13 protein-coding genes and 1 riboswitch are annotated in these 19,738 nt (G+C 67.4%); of the genes, 10 read left to right on the top strand and 3 right to left on the bottom strand.

The window, feature by feature from the left end:
* Window positions 1-85 precede the first annotated feature (85 nt).
* The 5 genes from ACVT6V_RS07550 to ACVT6V_RS07570 all read left to right on the top strand — a co-directional run bounded on the left by ACVT6V_RS07550 (window position 86) and on the right by ACVT6V_RS07570 (window position 6,989).
* Window positions 86-1,075, top strand: coding sequence for an ABC transporter permease (locus ACVT6V_RS07550; protein WP_489899186.1), 990 nt, complete (start codon window positions 86-88; stop codon window positions 1,073-1,075).
* Window positions 1,076-1,103: 28 nt separating this feature from the next.
* Window positions 1,104-2,120: an ABC transporter permease gene (locus ACVT6V_RS07555; RefSeq protein ID WP_489899187.1), complete on the top strand. Its 1,017-nt coding sequence runs from the start codon at window positions 1,104-1,106 to the stop codon at window positions 2,118-2,120.
* Complete coding sequence (locus ACVT6V_RS07560) at window positions 2,117-4,249, top strand: dipeptide ABC transporter ATP-binding protein (RefSeq protein WP_489899188.1); 2,133 nt, start codon at window positions 2,117-2,119, stop codon at window positions 4,247-4,249. Before ACVT6V_RS07555 ends, ACVT6V_RS07560 begins: the two co-directional genes overlap by 4 nt.
* Window positions 4,250-4,260: 11 nt before the next feature.
* Entirely contained in the window at window positions 4,261-5,916 is a 1,656-nt protein-coding gene (locus tag ACVT6V_RS07565) for an ABC transporter family substrate-binding protein (RefSeq protein ID WP_489900738.1), read from the top strand.
* A gap of 209 nt (window positions 5,917-6,125) precedes the next feature.
* Window positions 6,126-6,989, top strand: coding sequence for a hypothetical protein (locus ACVT6V_RS07570; RefSeq protein WP_489899189.1), 864 nt, complete (start codon window positions 6,126-6,128; stop codon window positions 6,987-6,989).
* 547 nt (window positions 6,990-7,536) lie between these two features.
* Here ACVT6V_RS07570 and thiD read toward each other — a convergent pair.
* Both thiD and thiC read right to left on the bottom strand, forming a co-directional pair.
* A complete protein-coding gene (thiD, locus tag ACVT6V_RS07575) occupies window positions 7,537-8,397 on the bottom strand; it encodes a bifunctional hydroxymethylpyrimidine kinase/phosphomethylpyrimidine kinase (RefSeq protein WP_489899190.1) in 861 nt (286 codons plus the stop codon).
* A 12-nt stretch (window positions 8,398-8,409) separates the two neighbouring features.
* Window positions 8,410-10,068: a phosphomethylpyrimidine synthase ThiC gene (gene thiC / locus ACVT6V_RS07580; RefSeq protein WP_489899191.1), complete on the bottom strand. Its 1,659-nt coding sequence runs from the start codon at window positions 10,066-10,068 to the stop codon at window positions 8,410-8,412.
* A riboswitch (TPP riboswitch) is annotated at window positions 10,060-10,174 on the bottom strand. (Overlaps the previous gene by 9 nt.)
* A gap of 237 nt (window positions 10,175-10,411) precedes the next feature.
* Here thiC and ACVT6V_RS07585 point away from each other — a divergent pair.
* Both ACVT6V_RS07585 and ACVT6V_RS07590 read left to right on the top strand, forming a co-directional pair.
* The gene (locus ACVT6V_RS07585) at window positions 10,412-10,759 is read left to right on the top strand and encodes a GNAT family N-acetyltransferase (protein WP_489899192.1); all 348 of its coding nucleotides are present in this window, start codon (window positions 10,412-10,414) and stop codon (window positions 10,757-10,759) included.
* Between the two features lie 83 nt (window positions 10,760-10,842).
* Window positions 10,843-11,622 carry a siderophore-interacting protein gene (locus ACVT6V_RS07590; protein ID WP_489899193.1) on the top strand — a complete coding sequence of 260 codons (780 nt, stop codon included), beginning with the start codon at window positions 10,843-10,845 and terminating at the stop codon, window positions 11,620-11,622.
* A 45-nt stretch (window positions 11,623-11,667) separates the two neighbouring features.
* Here the strand turns inward: ACVT6V_RS07590 and ACVT6V_RS07595 are convergent, their stop codons facing one another.
* Complete coding sequence (locus ACVT6V_RS07595; protein ID WP_489899194.1) at window positions 11,668-13,356, bottom strand: (2,3-dihydroxybenzoyl)adenylate synthase; 1,689 nt, start codon at window positions 13,354-13,356, stop codon at window positions 11,668-11,670.
* A gap of 174 nt (window positions 13,357-13,530) precedes the next feature.
* Between ACVT6V_RS07595 and ACVT6V_RS07600 the strand changes: the two genes are divergently transcribed.
* From ACVT6V_RS07600 to ACVT6V_RS07610, 3 genes are read left to right on the top strand one after another with little or no spacing between them, the layout of a single operon-like run.
* On the top strand, window positions 13,531-14,871 hold the full coding sequence (locus tag ACVT6V_RS07600) for a salicylate synthase (RefSeq protein ID WP_489899195.1): 1,341 nt from the start codon (window positions 13,531-13,533) through the stop codon (window positions 14,869-14,871).
* Window positions 14,868-18,422, top strand: coding sequence for a non-ribosomal peptide synthetase (locus tag ACVT6V_RS07605; protein ID WP_489899196.1), 3,555 nt, complete (start codon window positions 14,868-14,870; stop codon window positions 18,420-18,422). Before ACVT6V_RS07600 ends, ACVT6V_RS07605 begins: the two co-directional genes overlap by 4 nt.
* The gene (locus ACVT6V_RS07610; protein ID WP_489899197.1) at window positions 18,422-19,735 is read left to right on the top strand and encodes a SidA/IucD/PvdA family monooxygenase; all 1,314 of its coding nucleotides are present in this window, start codon (window positions 18,422-18,424) and stop codon (window positions 19,733-19,735) included. The genes ACVT6V_RS07605 and ACVT6V_RS07610 overlap by 1 nt, the downstream gene beginning before the upstream one ends.
* Window positions 19,736-19,738: the final 3 nt, after the last annotated feature.

Here is a 19,738-nt window from a genome sequence, read left to right on the forward strand (position 1 = left end):
GATCGATCCGCGCGTGGAACCCGGCGGATCGAGGGCTTCGCTGACACAATGATGCGACGTTCCAAGCTCGAGTCAGAGGTCGTAGGTGATCGGTTACCTGTGCAAACGCATCGCTGCGTGGGCAGTCTTGGTGTTCCTCGCCACGAATCTGACCTTTTTCCTTGCCTCCTGGTTACTCGACCCGCGGTCCAACTACGCCCAGCGCAAACCGCCGCTGCCGCCCGCGGTCGTCGATGCCACCCTTGACGGTTACAACCTCAACGACAAGACCATGATCCTGCAGCGCTGGTGGACGTGGATCGACGGCGTTGTGATGCATTGGGATTGGGGCGCGACACCCGTCGGGACAAGCGTCAACGCCCAAATCGGGTTCCGGCTCGTGGCGTCGGTGCAGTTACTGGCGGGCGCCACGGTGATCTCCACTCTCATCGGTATCGGGCTCGGCGTGTACACGGCGTTGCGGCAGTACCGGCTCTCCGACCGCGCCTGGCAGTTCGCCTCGATCGTGATGATCAACGTGCCGGTGGCGGTCGCAGGTCTGGCAGTGGTTCTGATCGGCATCACCATCAACCAGCAGGTCGGGCACACCGTGTTCCTGGTGTCGGGCTCGTCGAGCGTAGATGTTCACGGCTTCTTCCCTGTCCTGGTCGACCGAATTCAGCACCTCATCCTGCCCACGATCACGCTGGTGGTGGTGTCCTACGCGGGCCTGCACATGTTGCAACGCACGTTGCTGCTCGACACCATTAACGCCGACTACGTCCGTACCGCCCGTGCCAAAGGGATCACCCGCGGGGTTGCGGTACGACGACACGCCCTGCGCACCGCGATCATCCCGGTCGCTGTCGGCGTGGCCTTCGCGATCCCGGCCGTGTTCACCGGCGCGGTGATCACCGAGACGATCTTCGGGTGGGAAGGCATGGGCCGCTACTTCGTCACCTCAATCAACACCAACGACGTACACGGCGTGGTCGCAGTCGCGGCGTTCGGTGCATTGGCGACGGCGGTCGGCGCGATCCTCGCCGATATTGCGGTCGTCTACCTCGATCCGCGGGTCCGGGTGAGGAACGCATGATGGCCGGGCGACCGAGAAGGAGGCCGACGTGGTGATGCTACCGCCGGAGCCCAACCGCCCCGCGTGGCCGGCGAATCGGAACCAGCCCGAACCGACCGCGAACACTCCGTTGGTCGGCGAGACCGGTGGCCTGATCGCCGACGGTGTCGGCCCCACCCAGGAGAGCATCGAGGTGCCGGTCGCCCGCCGACGTCGCGGCCGGATGCGACTGATCGCCACCCGATTCGCACGCAATCGAACGGCGCTCGGGGGTCTTGCCGTGTTCGTGCTGCTGGTGCTCTTCGCGCTGTTCGGAGGCTTGCTGACGCAGTACAGCTATTCCGACGTCGATTTCGCCGCCCTCGGCGTCCCGCCGTCGCCGGAGCACTGGTTCGGCACCAACGATGCCGGTAACGACCTCTACGCACAGGTGGTGCACGGGCTGCAACGGTCGCTGGTCATCGCGTTGACGGTGTCGTTGGCCACCACCGCGATCGCCGCTTTTGTCGGTGCCACCGCCGCCTACTTCGGCGGGTGGGTGCAGAACGCGGTGCTCGCCCTGCTGTATCTGCTGCTGGTGGTGCCGACCTTTCTGATCCTGGCGCTCATTTCCAGCCGCACCGGAGGAGACTGGCGCTGGCTCATCGTGGTGCTGACGGTGTTCGGATGGATGATGCTGGCCCGGGTGATCCATTCGATGGCGCAGTCCATCCGGGAGAACGACTATGTCCGCGCTGCGCGGTATCTCGGTGAGCCGCCGCTGGTGATCATCGCCCGGCACATCGTGCCGAACCTGGCCTCCTTGCTGGTGATCAATTTCGCGCTTGGGGTGGTGGCCACCGTGCTCGCCGAGACCGGACTGTCCTTTCTCGGGTTCGGCGTCGCCATCCCCGACGTCTCGTTGGGTTCGTTGCTCCAGGAGGGCACGGCCACGCTGACCTCATCGCCGTGGCTCTTCTACTTCCCCGCCGGCACCCTGGTGCTGCTTACCGTGTCGATGGCGTTGATCGCCGACGGATTGCGTGACGCGCTGGACCCGACGTCGACGGCGGGAGGGCACGCGTGAATCACGTCGAACCCGTTCTCTCGGTTCGCGACCTCGACGTCGAGTTCGGCAGTGAGGCGGGACGCGTGCACGCGGTCCGGGGCGTTTCGTTCGACCTCGCGCCGGGGTCGGCGACCGCCATCGTCGGCGAATCCGGCAGCGGGAAGTCGGTGACCGCACTCGGTGTCCTCGGACTGCTGCCGGATACCGCACGGATGTCGGGGTCGGTGCGACTTGGAGGTCGCGAACTGATCGGTCTCGATGACAAGGAGATGTCGGCGGTGCGCGGCACCGAGATCGCGATGATCTTCCAGGACCCACTCTCGTCGCTCACCCCGGTCTTCACCGTCGGCGATCAGATCGTCGAAGCGCTTCTCGCACATCAGGACATCCCGAAAAGGCAGGCTTCCGAGCGGGCTGCTGAACTACTCGAACTGGTGGGCATCCCCGACCCGTCTCGACGGGCGCGGGCATACCCCCACGAGCTGTCCGGCGGGATGCGGCAGCGGGTGATGATCGCGATGGCCATCGCCAACGACCCGGCCGTCATCATCGCCGACGAACCGACGACGGCTCTCGACGTCACCATCCAGGCCCAGATCCTCGAGGTGCTCGGGCGGGCCCGGCGGGAAACCGGTGCGGCCCTGCTGCTCATCACCCACGACCTCGGCATGGTCGCCGGTACCGCCGACGACGTGGTGGTGATGTACGCCGGTCGGGCCGTCGAGAAGGCCGGTGTCGAGGCCCTGTACGCAACTCCGCGGATGCCGTACACGATCGGACTCCTCGGCGCGGTGCCCCGGGTCGACCGCCGCACCGACGCGTTGACCCCGATCCCCGGTGTGCCACCGCTGCTCATCGATCTTCCCGATGCCTGTCCGTTCGCACCGCGATGTCCGATCGCCATCGACGACTGCCAGGAACGCGAGCCGACACTCGACCCTGTCGCCGACGGTCATTCGGCGGCGTGCCTGCGCTCCGCCGAGATCGACGACGACCGGACCATCGACGGTTCCCCGGTCTTCCCGCCAGTCGTCCCCGTCGCACCCCGTATGCCCGAGCAGGTCTCCAGCGTCGGCGCCGAGCCGTCCCGAGATGCTTCCCCGGAGTCGAGGCGCGCGGTGTTGCAGGTGCGCGACCTGCACAAGGTGTTCCCGCTGACCAGCGGACTGCTCCGCCGCCGAGTGGGGACCGTGCGCGCCGTCACCGGAGTCTCCTTCGACATCCACGCCGGTGAGACGCTGGCGATCGTCGGGGAGTCGGGCAGCGGAAAGTCGACGACGCTGCGCGAACTCATGGACTTCACCCAACCCGAGGGTGTGGTCCGAGTCGACGGCACCGACCCCGCGACCATGCGCCGCAGAGCCGCTCGCGTCCTACGCCGCCGCATGTCCATGGTGTTCCAGGACCCGGCGAGTGCCCTCGACCCGCGGTTCACCGCCTTCGACGTCATCGCCGAACCGCTACGTGCACTGGGGATGTCACGGTCGGAGGTCGCAGAACGGGTCGCCGAACTCATGCGGCGCGTCGGACTGGAGCCGGCGCACGCCGACCGGTATCCGACGGCGTTCTCCGGGGGCCAACGACAGCGCATCGCGATCGCGCGTGCATTGGTCACCAACCCGGCGTTGGTGATCCTGGACGAGCCGCTGTCGTCGCTCGACGTCTCGGTGCAGGCCGACATCGTCAATCTCATCCGACGCCTTCAACAGGAGTCCGGGATCGCGTATCTGCTGGTGGCCCACGACCTCTCGGTGGTGCGGCACATCGCCCATCGTGTCGCGGTGATGTATCTGGGTGGCTTCGTGGAGGTCGGTGATACCGAGCAGATCTTCGATGCGCCCGCCCATCCGTACACCCGATCCCTCCTGTCCGCTGTACCGATACCCGACCCCGTACTGGAACGCGATCGGCGGCCGATCGTGTTGACCGGCGAACAACCCTCGCCGACGGCGGAGTATGCCGGATGCACATTCGCCGGACGATGTCCGCTCTATGCCGAGATCGACGAGAACAGTCGGGGTCGTTGCCGGACAGAGGTTCCCCTACTGCGCCTCGTGGGCGGTGAGGGCGCCGACCTCGCCTCGCATCAGGCGGCCTGTCACCATGTCGAGAAGAGCCTTTCGGAGATTCAGGAGGTATCACGGTGAAACGTCACGGTATGGCCCCGGCGGTCGTCGCAGTGGTGATCGCGGCGATGGTCGCGCTGATCGCGGGCTGCGGTTCGAGCGACAGCGGCTCGGACACCGCCCCGAAAACCTCCGGTGCGGAGCTCAACGAGCAACCGCGAGAGAACATCCGCGACGGTGGTACGCTGACCACATCGCTGCCGGAGGTATCGCCGCAGTGGAACACCTTCCACGCCGACGGGACGGCTTACACACTCGGGCTGTGGCGTTGGTACAACCCGACTCTCGCGTATTTCGCGCCCGACGGCACGTACTCGTTCAACCGTGACTACCTCACCGACGTGCAGACGAAGCTGGAGAACGGAAAGACGGTCGTCACCTACACCATTAATCCGAAGGCGTTCTACAACGATGGCACCCCCATCGACTATCGCGCCTTCGTCAACACCTGGGTCGCCTCGCGCGGCGCCGATCCGTCCTACGTGGTGAGTTCGTCGGACGGCTACGACCAGATCGAATCGGTGACCCGAGGCGCCGACGACCGGCAGGCCATCGTCCGGTTCAAGGGTGTGTGGGCTTGGCCCAACGGGCTTTTCAACTATCTGCTGCACCCCAAGGTGGCCACTGCGGACCAGTTCAACAAGGCCTACATCCAGCAGCCGCACCCGGAATGGGGGGCCGGCCCGTACACGGTGAAGTCCTACGATTCGCAGAAGGGCGTGGTGATCTTCGAGCGCAATCCGAAGTGGTGGGGCAACCCCGGCAAGCTCGATCAGCGCATCTTCCGACAGCTCGAAGACCAGGCGTCCATCAATGCCTTCCGCAACGGCGAACTCGACGCCATCGGGGTGTCCACGAAGGAGAACCTGGCCCAGGTCAAGACCATGCAGGGTGTCGACATCCGCTCGTCGGCCTCGACCGGGGTGTCGCTGATGGTGGTCAATCTCGATGCGCCGCTGCTGGGTTCGTCCGCTATGCGCGAGGCGGTCCTGGCCGGTGTCGACCGCGAGACCCTGGCCAAGGTGCGGTTCAACGGACTCGACTACAGCGAGGAGCTACCCGGTTCGCTGTCACTGTTCCCGTTCGAACCCGGGTATGAGGACAACCTGGAAGGCGTTGTCGGCTTCGACCCGGACAAGGCCACGTCGCTGCTGGACGCCGAGGGCTGGAAGCCGGGATCCGACGGCATCCGGATGAAGGACGGCAAGCGCCTCACCCTGTCGATGCCCGTCACCGGAGATTCGCCGACCATACAGAATCTCGCGCGGTCGTTGCAGGCCATGATGAAATCGATCGGCGTCGACCTCGCGGTCCAGTCGCGTAGCAGCGCGGAGTTCTCGAAAGTCGTTGTGAACAAGGAGTTCGACGTCTTTCTGATGGGCTTCACCTCGTCTGATCCGTACGGTATGGCCTACCTGTGCCAGATCTGGTGCGAGGGTTCGCAGCTGAACAAGGCGGGTGCGGGCTCGCCGGAGCTCGACGCCAAGATCCACGACGTCGCGCAGATCCCGGACCCGACCGAGCAGATCAAGGCCGGCAACAAGGTGGAGCGGGAGGCGTTCGGACAGTTCTCGGATCTGCCGCTGTTCAACGGTCCGTCGATGCTCGCGGTCAAGGAGAAACTGGCCAATTACGGTGCGGGCCAGTTCTACATCGGCCCGATCGAGGACATCGGCTGGCAGAAGTAGCGGCTCCGCTCTTACCTCCTCCCGAAAACCACCCGTCAGCGGGCGAGTGCCGGCGATATGCCGACAGTCTGCGGCTGCTGGGTGGTTCTCAGGTGATGAGACGGCCGGGTGGGTGCCGCGTCTGTCCACAGTCCGCGATTTCTCCCCAGAATTCCGGTCCGCCAGGCGTGCTCTTCGGACCGTGTGCGATTCGCGTCGAGACTGTGCCCATGACTTTCGGGGAACTCGTCGAGCGCTTCGGTGGGGTGATGTCGACCAGGCAGTTGATCGCATCGGGCGAGACCGCCGCGACGATCCGAGCCGCCGTAGATGACGGCGTACTCGAACATCTGCGTCACGGCTGGTACGCGGCCAAGGATGCCGACCCGCCGGTTGTTGCCGCGGTGCGTGACCAGTGTGTCGTCTCGTGTGTGGATGCACTTGCCAGGCATGGACTGTGGGTTCCGGAAGGGGTGGGCGGTCCGCACAAACGGGTCACCCGTCATGAGCGTCGGCGGTCCAACGATCGGTGTCGTCGGTACGGTCGTCCCACACCGGTCGTCGGGGTCATCGACGATGTGGCGACGGCCCTCCAGTACAGCGCCCGATGTCTGGACGAGGAGGGATTCGTCATCGTGTGCGATTCGGCTCTGCAGAACGGGAAGCTTACGCCCGATGAGCTCCGCACTGCGTTCGCGCACGCACCGAACCGCATTCGGCGGGCCGTTGCCAAATGTGATCGGCGCTCGGGCTCAGGGACCGAAACCGCCGTACGGCTTCGGTCACGCGCCGCGGGCATGCGTGTCGAGGTGCAACACGAGGTGCCGGGTGTCGGATTCGTAGATCTGCTGATCGGCGACCGGATCGCGCTCGAACTCGATAGCAGGGCATATCACACGGGCGAGGTGAACTACGAGTCCGACCGGGTCCGGGACGCCGAGTTGGTCGCCCGAAGCTATGTGCCCCTGCACTTCACCTACGCGCAGGTCTTCCACACCTGGCCGCAAACGTACGCCCGGCTGCAGCGAATCGTCCGTGACGAGCGACATCGAGGGCGTGGCCGGCGGACGAACCCGAGGCTTCGGGCTGTGTGAAGTCCGGCCGAACCTGAATCCGCGCGAGAACCATTAGCTCACCGAAATCCGCCCTGGAGCGGGCCCGTCCCGCTGGAAACCGCCCTGGAGCGGGCCCGTCCCGCTGGAAACCGCCCGGGAGCGGGCCCGTCCCGCTGGAAACCGCCCGGGAGCGGGTCGATGTCGGCGATTGGCCGACAGGCGTCCGCTGTTGGGTGGTTTTCGGTCGCGCGCGGGCGGGCGGGCCGCGCTGGCCTCTGAGTCGGCCACTGCCCGTCCCGCTGGAAACCGCCCGGGAGCGGGTCGATGTCGGCGATTGGCCGACAGGCGTCCGCTGTTGGGTGGTTTTCGGTCGCGCGCGGGCGGGCGGGCCGGCCGGGCTGGCCTCTGCGTCGGCCACTGCCCGTCCCGCTGGAAACCGCCCGGGAGCGGGCCCGTCCTGCTGGAATCCGCCCGGGAGCGGGTCGATGTCGGCGATTGGCCGAGCGTCGTCCGCTGTGGGGTGGTTTTCGGTTGCGGGCGGGGCCGGGCGGGGCGCGAGCGGGGCCGAGCGGGGTCGAGAGGCGGGTCAGTCCTGCTCCGAGCCCACCCGCCACAGCGGGTTGACCGGGCCATGCCCGGCTCCCAGCGGATAGGCCGCCTGCAATCCGCGGGTCACCCATTTCTTCGCGAAGCCGATGGCATCGGGAACCGCATAGCCGTGGGCCAGAGCGCAGATCGTGGCCGCAGCGAGGGTGTCGCCGGCCCCGTGATCGTGCGGTGTGTCGATTCTCGGGTGGTCGAACTCGCGGAAATCGGTGCCGTCGAACAACAGGTCGGGACTGTGATCGGAGCCGCGCAGGTGTCCGCCCTTGACCAGGGCCCATCGAGCACCCAGGGCATGCAACGCGCGCGCCGCATCGCGTTGCGTGTCGGCATCCACCACCTCGATCCCGGTGATCAGCCGCACCTCGTCCAGGTTCGGCGTGATCACGGTGGCCAGGGGGATCAGCGTGGTGCGCAGGGTGTCCAGCGCCTCGTCCGCCAGCAGCTGGTCACCGTGCATCGACGCGCACACAGGGTCGACGACGAGCGGGACCGATCCGCCACGCCCGATACCCAACTCGGTGCAGGCCGCGGCCACCGCGTCGATGATCGGCGCGGACGCCAGCATCCCGGTCTTGGCTGCGCCGACGCCGATGTCGGTGACCACGCTGTGGATCTGCGCGGCCACCGTCTCGGGCGGGATCTCGGCAAAGCCCTGGACGCCCAACGAGTTCTGCACAGTGACGGCGGTGACCGCCACGCATGCGTGCAATCCCAACAGGGCGAACGTCCGCATGTCGGCCTGGATGCCGGCGCCGCCACCGGAATCCGATCCCGCGATCGTCAGAACGCGGGTCGGAGTGGTACCCGGTGCGGCGGTGGGCAATCGGAGATCAGCCTGCACGGCTCGGCCCCATCACGAAATGGTGGCGTCGATCGGGAGGTAGACGCGATTGCCGTGCTCGGCGAACTCGGCCGACTTCGCCGCCATCTCCTCGGCGATCTTGCGGTCGATGTCCTCGGCGGTCACCAGGCCGTTCTCCTCGGCATACGCGCGGACATCCTGGGAGATGCGCATCGAACAGAACTTGGGTCCGCACATCGAGCAGAAATGTGCGGTCTTGGCGGGTTCGGCCGGCATCGTCTCGTCGTGATATTCGCGAGCGGTGTCCGGGTCGAGCGCCAGGTTGAACTGATCGGTCCAGCGGAACTCGAAGCGCGCCTTGGACAATGCGTTGTCGCGGTCTTGCGCGCCGGGATGCCCCTTGGCGAGATCCGCAGAGTGGGCGGCGATCTTGTAGGTGATCACGCCCACCTTGACGTCGTCGCGGTTGGGCAGCCCCAGGTGCTCCTTGGGCGTCACGTAGCACAGCATCGCGGTGCCTGCCTGCGCGATCATCGCGGCACCGATCGCCGACGTGATGTGGTCATAGGCGGGTGCGATGTCGGTGGCCAGCGGTCCGAGCGTGTAGAAGGGTGCCTCCTCGCAGAGTTCCTCCTCGAGGCGCACGTTCTCGGCGATCTTGTGCATCGGCACATGGCCGGGCCCCTCGATCATCACCTGTACGCCATGGGATTTGGCGATCTTTGTCAACTCGCCGAGGGTACGGAGTTCGGCGAACTGTGCTTCGTCGTTGGCGTCCGCGATCGACCCCGGCCGCAGTCCGTCGCCGAGAGAGAACGTGATGTCGTAGCGACGGAAGATCTCACACAGTTCGTCGAAGTGCGTGTACAGGAACGATTCCTCGTGATGAGCGAGACACCACGCGGCCATGATCGATCCGCCCCGCGACACGATGCCGGTCACCCGGCGGGCCGCCAGCGGCACGTAGCGCAGGAGGACTCCCGCGTGCACGGTCATGTAGTCGACGCCCTGCTCGGCCTGCTCGATCACGGTGTCGCGGTAGATCTCCCACGTCAGTGCGGTGGGGTCGCCCTTGACCTTCTCGAGGGCCTGATAGATCGGGACGGTGCCGACCGGCACCGGCGAGTTGCGCATGATCCACTCGCGGGTCATGTGGATGTCCTTGCCGGTGGACAGATCCATGATGGTGTCCGCGCCCCAGCGGGTCGCCCACACCATCTTCTCGACCTCTTCGGCGATCGAACTGGTGACCGCCGAGTTGCCGATGTTCGCGTTCACCTTCACGGCGAACCGCTTGCCGATGATCATCGGTTCGGATTCGGGGTGGCGGTGATTCGCCGGGATGACGGCCCGCCCCGCGGCGACCTCGCTGCGCACGAGTTCGACGTCGACGCCCTCGCGTGCGGCGATGAACCGCATCTCGTCGGTGACGACGCCCTCGCGTGCCCACGCGAGCTGCGTCGACGCGCCGTCGATCGGTTCCGGTCGGTGCCACGCATCCCGTGTCCGCGGCAGGCCGCGTTCGACGTCGATCGTGGCGGCCGCGTCGGTGTACGGGCCGGACGTGTCGTAGACGTCGAGGTGCTCGCCGTTGGTGAGGTGGATGCGCCGCTGGGGAATGCGAAGGTGATCGATCTCGAGGTGGTGCTTGCTGCTGCCCTCGATCGGACCGGTGGTCACGGTCGAGGCGGTGGATACAGAAGTTCCCATGGTGCGGCTCCCTACGCCGGCATTATCCGGACAGGTTCAGGCGGTCGGCGACCGCCTGTCGCCATCTCAGCCCCCGGTGATCGTGGGAGCCCCCGCGTGTGTAATTGTCGCCCGACCCAAGCGGGCCGGACACCGCCCACCCTACGTGTCATGACCGCCCGCTGGTGGAGGTGGGCCAAAGTTCCTGCTCAACGCCCATGTCGGCGCGATGTGCGGCGACTGGGCCGGGAACCTACGCGATCGTAGGGTAGTGTGTGACCCGGATCACAGGGTGTGATCCCCGCCGTCGTCGAGAAGGGGAGTCCCGGCAGCGGCGATCAGTGACGCGTGCAGGAGGGGAATCGTGCAGCGAAAACATCGACATCGCCCACCGCAGTCCGCGCAGGCGATTCTGCAGCAGATCGCCCAGGTCGTCCACAATCCGGATCGGGATCGATTCGAGCTGTGGGTGGCCGGCGACCTCGTCGGTGTGCTCGGCTACAGCAGGGATCTCGTCGACGGCAAACCCACGATCACGATCCTGCACACGGTGCTCTACGACGAGTACACCGGGCATGGTCTCGGTACGCGCCTGATGGTCGGCGCGATCGCGTATGTCCGCGATCAGGGTGCACGTCTGCGGCCGGTGTGTTCGTTCACCAAGCAGTATCTCGACGCTCACCCCGGGATCGTGCCGCTCGCGCCCGCTTGATCGGGCCTTCCGGCAGTACGGCTGTCAGGTTAGCGTAGGCTATCCTGACAAATGCTGTTGCTGTGGAGGGGAAGGCCGTGCGCATGACGAATTCCGACGAGCTCGATCCAGCGGATTCGACGAAAGCCAAGTCGAAGGGGTGGCAGGGCGCTGTCCTCAAACTGCTCGGCGCCGACGAGTACGAGCTCACCGTCACCAGCACCGAGAAGGTCACCGACGACTACATCAGGCTGGGGATGACCGGCGGTGGCCTGCTCGCCGACCGTCCGGTTCACCCCACGATGTGGGTCCGCATCTGGTTCGAGAACCGCAACGGCAAGTTACATCAGCGTGCCTACACCCTCGTCGACCCCGATCCCGCCACCGACTCCTTCTTCCTCGAGTTCGCGATCCACGACGGCGCGGCAGCGCGGTGGGCGCTGGCGGCCCGGCCCGGCGACACGATCGCGTCGACGTTCATGGGCTCCAAGTTCGCCATCCCCGATCCGACCCCGGCGGGGTGGCTGATCGCAGGCGACACGGCCTCGCTGCCCGGCATCAACTCACTGCTCGACGCGATCTCCGCGTCCGCCGATCCGGCTGCGCCGGCGACCATCTGGTTCGAGTATGTCCACGAGGCGGACAAGGCGTTGCCGCTGCGACTGCGCGATCACGACACCATCAATTGGATCCGGCGCGACGGCTCCGCGCTGGCCGACGCGGTCCGCGGGTCCGCATTCGACGCGACCGGCCATTTCGGTTGGGTCGCTTTGGACATGAAGGGCACCCGCGCGGTCGCGGGTGTGTTCAAGAACGATTACAAGCTCGGCAAGTCCCGGGTGAAGTCGCAGGCCTACTGGCGGGAGAACGGTCCCGCATCCTGAATCACCAAGGGCCGTCAGGTCGTCGGGAGCCGACGGATCGCCGGGTCAGGTGATGTTCAGCGAATTCCGTAGCGCGGCCTTGTCGATCTTGCCGACGGCTGTCACCGGCAGGCTCCGCACGACGACGAGCATGTCGGGGATTTTGAACGATGCCAGGCCGCGGCTGGTCAGGAAGGCCCGGATGTCCGGGAGTTCCACGGGCTGGTCGGTCGGATGATCGTGCGCAAGGACGACGGTGGCGCAGATCCTTTCTCCGAGTGACTCATCGGGCACCCCGATCACTGCAGCCTGTCGGATCGCGTTGTGCGCGAGCAGGTTCTCCTCGACATCGTCGGCGGCCACGTTTTCCCCCGCCCGGACGATGGTGTCCTTGATCCGTCCGGTGACCGCGAGGTGTCCGGACGGCAGCCGACGTACGCGGTCACCGGAGCGGTAATAACCGTCCGGGGTGAACGAGCGTGCGTTGTGGTCGGGGGCCCGGTAGTAGCCGCGGATCGTGTACGGGCCGCGAACCACCAGTTCACCCTCGACGCCGTCGGCCACATCGACCCCGTGCTCGTCCACGATCCGCACCTCGTCGAACTCCGACATGGGGGCACCCTGCACGGCGTGGACCAGTTCGCGCGGATCGTCGGGTCGGGTGTAGCAGATGAGTCCCTCGGCCATCCCGAAAACCTGCTGGACCACATCGCCGAGCGCCGCGTCGAGGGCGATCGCGTCGGGCTCGGCCAGCTTGGCCCCGCCGACCTGCAGCAGCCGGAGCGAGCTGATGTCGGCGGGCTCCCACTCGGTGGCGGCGCACCACACCTGCGCGAGTGCGGGCACGAGTGCCGTGACGGAGACCCGGTGCTGTTCGATGAGGTCGAAGGCGTTGTCCGGACTGGGATCGTCGGTGAGCACGACGTGGGCGCCGACGCTCACCGCGCCGAGGATGCCCGGGCAGCAGAGGGGGAAGTTGTGGGCCCCCGGCAGAGCGACGAGATACGTGTCGTCGGAGGTGAGTTCGGCGACCTCGGCCGACCGGCGGGCATTGAGGGCGTAGTCGTTGTGGGTGCGCGCGATCAACTTCGGCAACCCCGTGGTCCCGCCGGAGATGAGGAACAGGGCGGGGGCGTCCGGGTCGACATCGTCGGCCGTCGGCAGGGCCACCGTGCCGGGATCGGCGTCGGGTAGCGGCAGGAAGTGCCCGGGATCGCCGTCGACGAAGACGGTACGCACCCCGTCGGCGCGGGTCTCGAGTTCGGTTGCGAGGTCACGGTAATCGTGACCGCGTCGACCGTCCTCGGTGACGTAGGCGACGGCGCCGGATCCGTCGGCGAGATGGGCGATCTCGGAGATGCGATGTGCGGGCAGGGTCATCACCGGAACGAGGCCCGCCCGGAGCAGGCCGAACAGGGCGACCACGAAGGAGGCGGAGTTGTTCTGCTGCACGATGACCCGCTGACCGGGGCGCAGGCCGGCCGCGCTGAACCCCGCCGCCCGGCGCATCGCGGCGGCGTGCAGTTCGGCGTAGGTGAGCGTGCCGCTGCGGTGTGTCGACGCGTCGGTCACCGCGGGTGCGTCCGGTCGCTCGGCGGCGGCCCGGTCGAGCAGATGCCACAGGGGCTGGTCGGTGAACAGGCCGGCCCGTCGGTACCGTGCGGCGGCGGCCTCGGGATGCGGGGTGAACCCGGTCAGCAGGTCGGTGGTGCAGTCACTCACCGGCGGCTTCCATGAGGACTTCGGTCGGCTCATGACCCGTATTCAAGCACATCGACGGTTAGGTGAGGCTAACTACACCTCCCGCGTACCGGCGACACCCAAGGTAGTTTAGGCTGTCCTAATAGTCGAGGCTCCGGCGCTCCGTGAGCAGCGGCTGGCTCCACCGTCACTGTCCTGCTCGTCGGATCATGCAAGGAGGTCTCGGTCATGTCGCTGACCATCGACTCGACCGCTTCAGGCGCGCCGCGCTCGGAGATCACGCCGGAAACCGCAGCACGGGTCTGCGCCGCCTGGGCGGCATCCGGCGAGTTCGGCGAATACCTGGTGTATGAACGTGAGGGCCGCTGGGTGTTCGCCGCCGGGGTGCGCGCCCGCATCGTCCTGACCGCGCGGGCGGTGGAGATCACCGACGGCGACGCACGATCCAGTATCGCCTGGTCGGCAGACCCGTCGTCGGCGATCACCGAGGCCCTGGCGTCGCTGTCGCTGCCGAGCTGGCGTGCCTACGGCTGGGTCGGATTCGACTACTGCGCAGCCCAACACGACGAACTCGCGCACCACGTGCACGACGACGAGGTACTCGCACATCTCATCGTCCCCGAGATCGAGGCGGTCGTCGACAGGTACGGCATCGACACCGCCGACATCGAACCCGCGGTGGCCGATCGGTTGCGGGAGATCGCCGATGCCCTGGACGACGTGCCCGAACCGACACCCGTGGACGTCGCAGACGATCCCGACGACTACCGCGGCCGGGTGGCGCGTGCCGTGGCCGAGATCGGCCGCGGTGACTACCAGAAGGTGATCCTGTCGCGGCGCGTGGACATCCCGTTCGGCGTGGATCTGCCCGCCACCTACGCCCGGGGTCGCGAGCGGAACCGACCGGCACGCTCCTACCTGTTCCGCCTCGGCTCGCTTGCCGCCGCGGGCTTCAGTCCCGAGCTCGTCGTCGCCACCGATGCCGACGGGTCGGTGGTGACCGAACCGCTGGCCGGCACCCGGGCGTTCGGCCGGACCCCGGATCTCGATGCGGCCGCCCGCGACGAGTTGCTCGCCGACGCCAAGGAGATCGCCGAGCATGCGATCTCGGTGCGCGCCTGCTTCGACGAGATCGCGTCGATCTCGCTGCCCGGCACGACGTCGGTGAGCGAGTACATGGTGGTCCGGGAACGAGGGAGCGTGCAGCACCTCGCGTCGACCGTGCGCGGTGAGCTCTCCCCGGAGGCGGGGCCGTGGCGGGCGCTCTCGGTGCTCTTTCCGTCCATCACCGCGTCCGGGATTCCCAAAACGCCTGCCCTGGACGCCATCTACCGACTCGAGCCGGGCCGGCGCGAATTGTATTCGGGCGCTGTGGTCACCGCATCGTCACAGGGCGATCTGGAGGCGACACTCGCCCTGCGGACGATCTTCTCCACCGGCGACCGGTCCTGGTTGCGGGCCGGCGCAGGCATCGTCGGACTGTCCGACCCGGACCGTGAATTCGAGGAGACCTGCGAGAAACTTCGCAGCGTGGCGCCCTACGTCGTGCGGCGGGAGGGCGGCCGATGAGTGCATCGAGAAACGCTCATCAGGAGGTCCGGGCGGCGATCGCCGATACCTTGGGCCTGCCGCCGGACGAGATCGCGGGTGACACCGATCTGATCGAGCTGGGCCTGGACTCGATCCGGATGATGAAGATCGCCGGTGGCTGGCGTAAGCGTGGCCACCGCCTCAACTTCGCACAGCTGGCCGCGCAGCCGACCGTCGACGACTGGGCGGCCATGCTGGCCGAGAGTGCACCGGAACCGATCGCCGCGGAGGGCGTCGGCATCAAGGCGCCGACGGCGACAACCCCGGTCGCCCAGAGTGATTCCGATGGCGAGCCGTTCCCGCTCGCGCCGATGCAGCACGCGTACTGGATCGGCCGCACCGACGCCGCCGATCTCGGAGGAGTCGCCGCCCACCTGTACGTGGAATTCGACGGCGCCGGAATCGATCCCGATCGGCTGCGGGCGGCGATGCACCGACTCGTCGACCGCCACCCCATGCTGCGTGCGCGATTCCTCCCCGACGGCACCCAGCAGGTCGTCTCGCAACTCCCGCACGACCCGTTCTCGGTCAACGATCTCCGCGACCTGGCCGCTGCCGGCGTCGAGGCCGAACTCGACCGTATCCGCGACGTGAAGAGTCATCAGATGCTCGACGTCGCTGCGGGGCAGGTGGTGGACCTGACCCTGACACTGCTGCCCGATGGCCGTCACCGGCTGCACTTCGACATCGACATGCTGGCCGCCGATGCGATGAGCTACCGCGTGCTGCTGGCGGACCTGGTCGCACTTCACGACGGTGAGACCCTGCCCACCCCGGGCTACACCTACCGTGACTATCTGCAGCATCGCGCCGACAATCCCGACCCGGCGCGCGATCGTGACCGCCAGTGGTGGGCTGATCGCCTCGATGACCTCCCGTCCGGTCCCGCACTGCCCGCCCTGCCCGCACCGTCCGACGCCGCTGGCCGCACGAATCGCGTGGTGCGCCATCATCACTGGATCGATGCGGAAGCCAAGGAGACGCTGCTCGCGGCCGCGCACGAACGGGGTGTCACCCCGGCCATCGCGTTGGCGGCGGTCTTCGCCGCCACCATCGGCGCCTGGTCGAGCGACGATCAGTTCCTGCTGAACGTGCCACTGTTCCATCGCGAACCGCTGCATCCGGAGATCGACCGGGTTTCCGGGGACTTCAGTTCGTCTATCCTCCTCGATGTCGATGTCCGACACGCGCAGTCCGTCCTGGATCTGACCCGGATGCTGCAGAAGTCGATGCATGCCAACGGTTCCCACGCCAGCTACGGGGCGCTCGAGGTCCTGCGTGACCTCGGCCGGGTCCGGGGCGAACAGGTGCTGGCACCGGTCGTGTACACCAGCGCCCTCGGACTCGGGGAACTGTTCTCCGACGCGGTGCTCGACCGGCTGGGTGAGCCATCGTGGATCGTCTCGCAGGGGCCGCAGGTCACGCTGGACGCCCAGGTGACCGAGGTTCGCGGCGGGCTGCTCCTCAACTGGGACGTGCGTGCGTCGGCGTTTCCGCCGGGCATGGTGGATGCGATGTTCACGCAGTACATCTCGGCGATCCGCCTGCTGGCCGACGGTGATGCGGGATGGCTCGCGACGTCGGCGCCGCAGCTGCCGGCCGACCAGCGGGTGGTGCGTAGTCGGGTCAACCACACCGCCGCAGCCACCACCGGGCGGGTGCTGCATGAAGAGTTCTTCACCGCCGCCATCGCCGAGCCGGCCCGGACGGCCCTGATCTGGCGGAACGGTGAGATGTCCTATGGCGAGCTGGCCGCCGACGCGCTCGCCGTCGCCGGTGCACTGCGCTCGGCGGGTGTCCTGCCCGGCGATACCGTCGCCGTTCAGATCCCCAAGGGTCCGGACCAGGTCGTCGCCACCCTCGGAGTGTTCGCCACCGGTGCGGTCTGGGTACCGATCTCCTACGACCAGCCCGAGCGGCGGCGTGCGACGATCCTGCAGACCGGCGATATTCGCGTACTCCTCGGCACGGACAGTGCGCTCGACGGACTTCCGCGCAACGTCGCCGGTGTCGATCTGACCCGCGCCCGCGCGCATCACACTCCGTTCACCGAGCCGATACTCGCAGACCCCGAGTCGGTCGCCTACATCCTCTTCACCTCGGGGTCGACCGGGACGCCCAAGGGCGTGGAGGTGCCGCACCGGGCCGCGATGAACACGATCGAGGACATCAACGTCCGCTTCGACGTGGGCCGCGACGACCGCTCGCTGACCGTGGCGGCCCTGGAGTTCGACATCTCCGTCTACGACATCTTCGGTATCTACAGCGCGCGCGGCGCCGTGATCGCCGTCGACGCCGACTCGGCGCGGGACCCGTCGGCGTGGCTCGATCTGGTGCGAACCCACCGCGCATCTGTGCTGACGTGCGTCCCCAGCGCACTGGACATGCTGCTCACGGTTGCCGAGACCGATTCCGGGGGAGAAGGACTGGGAACATCGCTGCGCGCGGTACTCCTCGGCGGTGACTGGGTGGGCGTCGACCTGCCGCGCCGGCTGCACGCCCTCACCCCGACGACCCGATTCGCCGGGCTCGGCGGTGCGACCGAGATCGCCATCCACGGCACCGTGTGCGAGGTGACCGACCCGCCGGAGCACTGGACCTCGGTGCCGTTCGGCACCCCGTTGCGCAACGTCGAATGCCGCGTGGTGGATTCGTCGGATCGCGAGTGCCCGGACTGGGTCACCGGCGAGCTGTGGGTCGGTGGCGCCGGCGTCGCGCGTGGCTACCGCAACGATCCCGAACGGACAGCGCAACGGTTCGTCGAGCGTGACGGCCAACGCTGGTATCGCACCGGTGATCTCGCGCGGTACTGGCCGGACGGCACCATCGAGTTCCTCGGGCGGGCCGATCATCAGGTCAAGGTGCGTGGCTTCCGGGTCGAGCTGGGTGAGGTCGAAGGGGCGCTGCGGTCCGTCGAGGGGGTACGTCAGGCGGTCGCAACGGTGGTCGGCGACACGGGTGGGTCACGTTCCCTCATGGCCGCGGTGGTGATCGACGACGGTGCCGTTGCGCTGACAGCGGAGTCGATCGAGGGTGACCTGCGCACGCGGCTGCCCGCCTACATGATCCCGACGCGCAGCGAGATCCTCGACGCGCTGCCGCTCACCCCGAACGGCAAGCTCGACCGGGCGGCGATCGACGCCGTTCTCGCCGACGTGGATCCCCACGAGCGTGTCGGACCCGACGACGACCTGGAACGCGCGCTGCTCGCCATCGTGGGCGAGGTTCTGCACGCCGATCCGGACCGGCTCGGCGTGACCGACGACTTCTTCGCGATCGGCGGGGATTCGGTCCTCGCCACCACGGTCGTCGCGCGAATCCGGGACTGGCTCGACGCGCCGCAGACCGGGGTGATCGACATCTTCGCCGCCCGCACCGTCCGCGACCTCGCGCGCCGCATCGATGCGGCCGACGGGCAGCCGGGACGGCTCCAGCAGGTGGCGGCCGTCTACCTCGAGGTCGCCGCGATGGACGACGACGAGATCACCGAGGCAACCATGAGCGACGACACATTGACGAGGAGGCGTTGATGGCACACCGGCAGACGGAGACCCTCCTCGTGGTCGGTGGCGGTCCGAAAGCCCTTGCCGTGGCGACCAAAGCCAGGGTGATGCGCGATCTCGGTCTGCCCGCCCCGCACGTGCGGGTGGTGGAGGCGCATTCCGTCGGAGCCAATTGGCAGTCCGTCGGTGGCTGGACCGACGGCCGTCACCGACTCGGTACCAGCCCGGAGAAGGACATCGGGTTCCCGTATCGCTCCTCGGTGGCCGGACGTGGTGCCGGCGGAGACCTCGACGCCGAGATCAGCCGCCGCATGCTCGAATACAGCTGGATGTCGTTCCTGGTGGAACACCAGACCTACGCCGAGTGGGTCGACCGGGGTCGCCCGCACCCGCACCACCATGTGTGGGCACGCTACCTGCAGTGGGTGGCGACTCGGGTCGATCTCGACCTCGTGATCGGTACCGTGCGGGCGATCTCGGCCGATGACGACCAGTGGGCGTTGGATGTCGTCACCGCCGACGGGGAAGCCAGTGAGGTTGTCGGGGACGCCCTGATGATCACCGGGCCCGGTTCGAGCGCGACAGCCCTGCTCGAGGACGACCGGGTCCTGTCGGTGGCCGACTTCTGGGACCGGGTGTCGCGACGAGACCTCCCGCTCGCCTCGCGTGCCGCGGTGATCGGCGGCGGCGAGACGGCCGGGTCCGCGCTCGACGAACTCGCCCGTCACGAGGTCATGTCGGTATCCGTGATCTCGCCGGGGGCAACGATCTACACCCGCGGCGAAGGCTATTTCGAGAACGCGATGTTCAGCGACCCGACCGGATGGGCGAACATCTCCGCCGACGAACGGCGCGACGTGATCCGTCGGACCGATCGCGGCGTGTTCTCCGTCCGTGTGCAAGAGAGTCTCTTGGGAGACAGTAGGATTCACCATCTCCAGGGTCGGGTGGTCGCGGCCCGGCGCGTGGGTGAGTCGATCGCGGTGACGCTGTACAACGAGGGTCGGCCTGCGCAGTCACTCACCTTCGATCTCGTCGTCGACGCGACCGGTGGTCAGCCACTGTGGTTTCTCGATCTGTTCACCGACGACGCCGCCGACCTGGTCGAGTTGACGCTCGGATGGCCGCCCACGGTCGAGCGGCTCGAGTCCGCCATCGGCCACGACCTGGCGGTGACGGGATTGACACCAAAGCTGTTCTTACCCAATCTCGCCGGATTCGCTCAGGGGCCGGGGTTCCCGAACCTCAGCTGCCTCGGTGAGTTGTCCAACCGGATCTTGCGGATAGCGGCCCGCCAAGGGCGCGACGCGCGCAGCGCCCTCTCCGCCGAGGCCCGCTGATGT

It is taken from the genome of Gordonia sp. LMA167 (genome assembly GCF_058130025.1).